Here is a 6,000-nt window from a genome sequence, read left to right on the forward strand (position 1 = left end):
GTTGCGCGCTTTGCCTTTCCAACGAGACCGCGGGCGGCAGGCTGGGTATCGACGGCGAGTTATCCGTCGAATACACACAACTCCGGCACGCGGACGCCCGAGTGATCGAGCGACCGGCGGAAACGATCAGGCGCGGCGCTGCCGAGCGACTTCGGAAAGCACCACGCCGGCGGCGACCGACGCGTTCAGCGATTCCACCGGGCCGGCCATCGGGATCGACAAGATCGCGTCACAGGATTCCCGGACCAGGCGGGACAGGCCCTTGCCCTCCGAGCCGACCACGATCACGGTCGGATCACCGCCGTCGAAGTCGTCGAGCGTGGTGTCGCCCCCGGCATCCAAGCCGACGATCTGAACACCCTGCGACGCCCAATCCTTCAGCGTGCGGGTGAGATTCGTCGCGCGCGCGACCGGAAGCCGAGCGGCGGCGCCCGCGCTGGTACGCCAGGCCACCGCGGTGACGCTCGCGCTGCGCCGCTGCGGGATCAGCACGCCGTGGCCACCGAAGGCCGCCACGGAACGGATGACCGCGCCCAGATTGCGCGGATCGGAGATGTTGTCCAGCGCGACCAGCAGCGCGGGCTCAGCGGCGCCGCGCGCCCGGTCGAGCAGGTCGTCGGGATGGGCGTAGCGGTACGGCGGCACCTGAAGGGCGACGCCCTGGTGCAATCCATTGGCGCTCAACCGATCCAGGTCGGTGCGCGGTACCTCGAGGATGGAGATGCCCGTGTCGGCGGCCATCCGCACACTCTCGGTCAACCGGTCGTCGTTCTCGGTACCGACCGCGACGTACAGCGCCGTCGCCGGCACACCCGCACGCAGGCACTCGACCACCGGATTGCGCCCGAGCACCAATTCCGGGCCGTCGTCGCTCTTGCGTCCGGCGGGCCGGCCCGCCGCGGACGAACGCCCCGCCGCCTTGGCTTTCGCGGCCGCCCGCTTGGCGGCGGGATGCTTGGTCCGCATCTCGGCGGGCGGGGTCGCGCCACGACCCTCGAGCCCGCGCCTGCGCTTGCCGCCCGAGCCGACGACGGCGCCCTTCTTGCTGCCGCTCTTGCGAACCGCACCCCGACGCTGCGAATTGCCTGCCATTACTCGGCCTTTCCGGTTTGCGGTTCGCCGAGCGCCCATTCTGGACCGTCGGCGGTGTCGATGACCTCGATGCCCGCGGCCTGCAGACGGTCGCGCACGCCGTCGGCCGTCGCCCAGTCCTTCGTGGCCCGCGCCTCCTGGCGGCGGTCGAGTTCGGCACGCACCAGCACGTCGAGAGCGCCGAGCGCGGCGGAGGAATCGCTCGGGGCATACCAGTGCGGGTCGAGCGGGTCGACGCCGAGCACGCCGAGCATGGCACGCACCTGGCTCGCCAGGTCGCGCGCGGAGTCGATCGCGCCGACCTCCAGCGCCTTGTTGCCCTCGTGCACCGCCCGGTGGATCTCCGCCAGCGCCTTCGGCACCGCGAGATCGTCGTCGAGGGCGGCGGCGAACGCGTCGGTCCACTTGCCCACCGGAATCTCACCGGCCCGGTCCACCACCCGGGTCACGAAGGCCTCGATGCGCTGATAGGACTGCGCCGCGTCGTGCAGCGCCTTCTCCGAGTACTCCAGCATCGAGCGGTAGTGCGCGCTGCCCAGGTAGAACCGCAGTTCGACGGCACGCACCTGTTTGAGGACGTTCGGCACGGACAGCACGTTGCCCAGCGACTTGGACATCTTCTCCCCGCCCATGGTCACCCAGCCGTTGTGCAGCCAGTACCTGGCGAAGCCGTCACCGGCCGCCTTCGACTGGGCGATCTCGTTCTCGTGGTGCGGGAACACCAGATCCATACCGCCGCAATGGATGTCGAATTCCGGGCCGAGGTAGAACTCGGCCATCGCCGAGCACTCCAGGTGCCAACCGGGACGGCCGGGCCCCCACGGCGACGGCCAGGTCGGCTCCCCCGGCTTGGCCGCCTTCCACAGGGTGAAGTCGCGCGGGTCGCGTTTGCCCTCGCCCGCGCTCTCACCCTGGTGCACGTCGTCGAGCTTGTGGCCGGACAGCTTGCCGTAGTCCGGATAGCTGACCACATCGAAGTAGACGTTGCCCGCGGAGGCGTAGGCGTGACCGCGGTCGATCAACCGCTGCATCATGTCGACCATCTGGGTGATGTGGCCGGTGGCGCGGGGCTCCGCGGACGGCGGCAGCACGCCGAGCCGTTCGTAGGCGCGATCGAAGGCGCGCTCGTGCGTGGCGGCCCACTCCCACCACGGCCTGCCCGCTTCGGCGGCCTTGGTCAGGATCTTGTCCTCGATATCGGTGACGTTGCGAATGAACCAGACGTCGAAGTCGTGCGCCAGCAACCAGCGTCGCAGTACGTCGAACGCGACTCCGCTGCGCACATGGCCGATGTGCGGCTCACCTTGCACGGTGGCGCCACAGAGGTACACCGAAGCACGGCCGGGGACCAGGGGCGCGAAATCGCGCATGGTCCGCGTGTCGGTGTCAAAGAGGCGCAGGGTCACGGCAGTCGATCCTAGCTGGTGTATAAGGTCGTTCACGGACCGGCTCGGGTCCGCCGGAGCAGGATCAACGACAAGCTTGCAGCAGGGCCGTCGCCACGGCGGCGACACCCTCGCCGCGACCGGTCAGGCCGAGTCCGTCGGTGGTGGTGCCGGACACCGACACGGGGGCGTCGAGCAACTCGCCGAGCACCTGCTGCGCCTCGGCGCGCCGCGGCCCGATCTTCGGGCGATTGCCGATCACCTGCACCGCGGCGTTGACCACTTCGAAGCCCGCTTCGTCCAGCAGCCTGCGCACTTCCTTCAGCATGGCCGCACCGGAGACACCCGCCCATTCCGGGCGTCCAGTGCCGAAGACCGCGCCGACATCGCCGAGACCCGCCGCGGACAGCAGCGCGTCGCATAGCGCGTGCGCGGCGACGTCGCCGTCGGAGTGGCCCGCGCAGCCGTCGTCGCCGTCGAACAGCAGACCGGCCATCCAGCACGGCCTGCCCGCTTCGATCGGATGGACGTCGCTGCCGATGCCGACGCGCATGGTCACGGAGCCACCGCCCGTCCGATGCCCGCGCCGTCCAATATCGCGTCGGCGAGCTGGAGGTCGAGCGGAGTGGTGATCTTGAACGCCAGCGGATCGCCGGGAATGGTGTGCACACCAACGCCGAGCCGCTCGACCAGCCCCGCGTCATCGGTCGCCTGGATGCCCTCGGTGGCATAGGCGGAGCGCAGCAGATCGGCCGCGAATCCCTGCGGCGTCTGGATGGCGCGCAACCCGGCGCGCTCGGGAGTGCCGGTCACCGCGCCCGCCGCGTCGACGGACTTGATGGTGTCGGTCACCGGAAGTCCGGGAACCACGGCGGGACGGCCCGCGCGCAGTTCCGCCGTGACCCGGGCGATGAGCTCGGGCGGCGTGAGCGCTCGGGCGGCGTCATGGACCAGGAAGTAGGCGGCATCGGGCGCCGCGGCGATACCCGCCCGCACCGAGTCGATGCGTTCGGCGCCGCCGACGACCACCTGAACCGAACCCGTGGGCGGCAGCAGGGCAACGGCGCTGTCGACGAGTTCGGTGGGAACCATCACGATGATCCGGTCGACCGCGCCGGAGGCGATCAAGCCTTCGACGGCGAGCCGGACCATAGGTGTGCCGCCGACCGGGACGAACGCCTTGGGTGTCGATTCACCCAGACGCACGCCACGACCGGCGGCAGGCACCAGAGCAACGACGGGTCCGTCGGTGGGACGGACACCGTTGTCAGGTGTGTTCACGGTCAGGAAGCCGCTGCGAGGACCTCATCGAGCAGGGTCTCGGCCTTGCCGTCATCGGTTCCTTCGGCCAGCGCGAGCTCACCGACAAGGATCTGCCGAGCCTTGGCGAGCATGCGCTTCTCACCCGCGGACAGCCCGCGGTCCTGCTCCCGGCGCCACAGATCGCGGACGACCTCGGCCACCTTGTTCACATCGCCGGAGGCGAGCTTCTCGAGGTTGGCCTTGTAGCGGCGGGACCAGTTGGTCGGCTCCTCCGTATGCGGCGCACGAAGCACCTGGAAGACCCGATCGAGACCCTCCTGACCCACGACGTCACGCACGCCGACGTATTCGGCGTTCTCCGCGGGAACCCGAACAGTGAGATCGCCTTGGGCGACCTTCAGGACCAGATACTCTTTTTGCTCACCCTTGATGGTGCGAGTCTCGATTGCTTCGATCAACGCCGCTCCGTGGTGGGGGTAAACGACGGTGTCTCCGACCTTAAAAATCATGTGTCCCGTGCCCCTTTCGATGTTCACAGTTTAACATGCGACTCGATAACGGCGCGATCAACTGTGCAGGTCAGGGCCACAACGAGGCGACCGTGGGGCTTGACAGATGCCAGGTGGTGTGCATTACGTTGTGCCAGAAGGGGTTATCTCCCGGCTTGTTCGGCGCCACTCACCTCCCGCGCGCCGGCACCTTCGCGGCAACCATCCGAAGCTCGACCGAACCGTTACCGAAGTACCGAGTGTCGGCACGGACGTGTCGTGGCCCGCTTCACACCGCGCGTGCGCGTGACGCGCGGACTCCGCGTTTGTCCCAGCCCCCGCGCCCGGTCCGCCGAGGGAACTACTACGCTGCCTAGTTACTACGCTCCCGCGCGGAGCAGAGCCCGGTCGACATGGAGGGACAACCCGTGACTGCCCTGAAAGCTGTGACCGCCCCGAAGGGGGCGCGACGTCGCATGGTGACGGTTGCCGCACTCGCCGCCGGAGCGGCGATCGCGCTGTCCGGCTGCGGCGCGGGCCAGATCTCGCAGACCGCGGAGCAGGTCGCCGCCGTGAACGGCAATCACGCCGACGTCGGCCGCATCGCGCTGCGCAACGTGCACATCGTGTACCCGGGCGAAGGCACCGCCTACAACAACGCCAAGGGCGGCAAGGCGCTCATCGCCCTGTCCATCATCAACAACGGCGAAGCCGTCCCCGACGAGCTGACCAGCATCACCACCGACCTGGGCACCGTCAAGATCACCCCGGCCTCCGGCAAGTCCGTCGTCGAGCTCGCACCGCAGCAGACCGTCGTCGCGGCGAACCAGCCGGTCAAGCACGAGTCCACGCCCAGCAGCAGCGCCGCGCCCACCACGAGCGCCGCGGCCCCCACCTCCGCGCCGCACTCCGCCGCGCCGACCACCGCCGCCGATTCGCACGGCGCGGGCGAGCACGGCTCCCAGCCCGCCGCCAGCGACCCCGAGACCAACCCGATCCTGATCGAGATCACCGGCCTGACCAGGGACGTCACCCCCGGCCTCACCTACAACGTCTCGTTCAACTTCAAGCAGAACGGCACCGTCCAGGTCCAGGTCCCGGTCGACGCGGGCCTGCACACCGAGCGCCACGAGTCCGACAAGTCCGGCCCGGCCGAAGCCGAGCACACCGGCGGTCACTGAGTGATTCGCAGCGACTTCGTCGCTGCGTGTTCGCGGCCCCTTGATGGCTCGTGTCCGGACGGGCGAGACTCGCGACTGCGTCGCATGCGCTTCGCCCGCCCGGACACGAGCCGGGCCGCGAACGGCGCTCGTAAGACTCGCACCGGGCGGGGCTGGGATAGTGCGGATCGAGCGGTTTCAGTGATGCCGTGCGCGTCCGATCCCAACTCGATGAACAGGCATCTACCCACTGGCGACGGCTGAAGCGGGCACGCCACCGCTCGATCGAGCAGTGCCGCGCGAGTTCGGTCGGCGCAACCCTCCCATATAACTTCGCCGTGCAAGCCATCTAGCAACCCACCGCTCCCCTCACATCCGGGCCACGCCTGCGGTGAAAACCACGCCGCCGTCGGCCATGGCAGCCGCCGCCCCGCCCCGCGCGCACTAAGCCCCGAGGCCCGTCACCAAACACACCCGGCGCACCTCAACTCCCGGTTTCGAGCGAAGCGAGACCGAGCATCCGCCGTTCACGGCCCGGCTCGCGTCCGAGCGGCCGCCGCGTACGCGACGAAGGAGCCATCCGCCGGCGGTCGGTCGCCGCTCGGAATAGCA

At 69.3% G+C, this 6,000-nt stretch carries 6 protein-coding genes; 1 reads left to right on the top strand and 5 read right to left on the bottom strand.

The annotated features are described in order from the left end of the window. Positions 1-126 precede the first annotated feature (126 nt). From rlmB to carD, 5 genes are all read right to left on the bottom strand, one after another. A complete protein-coding gene (gene rlmB, locus ABZ420_RS10645; protein WP_357119955.1) occupies positions 127-1,092 on the bottom strand; it encodes a 23S rRNA (guanosine(2251)-2'-O)-methyltransferase RlmB in 966 nt (321 codons plus the stop codon). Then, positions 1,092-2,498: a cysteine--tRNA ligase gene (cysS, locus tag ABZ420_RS10650; protein ID WP_357119958.1), complete on the bottom strand. Its 1,407-nt coding sequence runs from the start codon at positions 2,496-2,498 to the stop codon at positions 1,092-1,094. Before cysS ends, rlmB begins: the two co-directional genes overlap by 1 nt. A 64-nt stretch (positions 2,499-2,562) precedes the next feature. Beyond that, positions 2,563-3,030, bottom strand: coding sequence for a 2-C-methyl-D-erythritol 2,4-cyclodiphosphate synthase (gene ispF, locus ABZ420_RS10655; protein WP_062968866.1), 468 nt, complete (start codon positions 3,028-3,030; stop codon positions 2,563-2,565). A 2-nt stretch (positions 3,031-3,032) separates the two neighbouring features. Beyond that, positions 3,033-3,758: a 2-C-methyl-D-erythritol 4-phosphate cytidylyltransferase gene (gene ispD / locus ABZ420_RS10660; protein WP_357119961.1), complete on the bottom strand. Its 726-nt coding sequence runs from the start codon at positions 3,756-3,758 to the stop codon at positions 3,033-3,035. 2 nt (positions 3,759-3,760) lie between these two features. Next, complete coding sequence (carD, locus tag ABZ420_RS10665; RefSeq protein ID WP_011206964.1) at positions 3,761-4,249, bottom strand: RNA polymerase-binding transcription factor CarD; 489 nt, start codon at positions 4,247-4,249, stop codon at positions 3,761-3,763. Between the two features lie 407 nt (positions 4,250-4,656). On the opposite strand from carD, the gene ABZ420_RS10670 reads away from it, so the two are divergent. Further along, entirely contained in the window at positions 4,657-5,409 is a 753-nt protein-coding gene (locus tag ABZ420_RS10670) for a hypothetical protein (protein ID WP_357119964.1), read from the top strand. Positions 5,410-6,000: the final 591 nt, after the last annotated feature.

It is taken from the genome of Nocardia sp. NPDC005745 (assembly GCF_040630775.1).
Lineage (GTDB): Bacteria > Actinomycetota > Actinomycetes > Mycobacteriales > Mycobacteriaceae > Nocardia.

What these genes read in the sequence shown, in the direction of transcription:
- rlmB (WP_357119955.1), bottom strand. Translation starts at nt 1,092, where the DNA reads ATGGCAGGCAATTCGCAGCGTCGGGGTGCGGTTCGCAAGAGCGGCAGC.
- ispF (WP_062968866.1), bottom strand. Translation starts at nt 3,030, where the DNA reads ATGCGCGTCGGCATCGGCAGCGACGTCCATCCGATCGAAGCGGGCAGG.
- carD (WP_011206964.1), bottom strand. Translation starts at nt 4,249, where the DNA reads ATGATTTTTAAGGTCGGAGACACCGTCGTTTACCCCCACCACGGAGCG.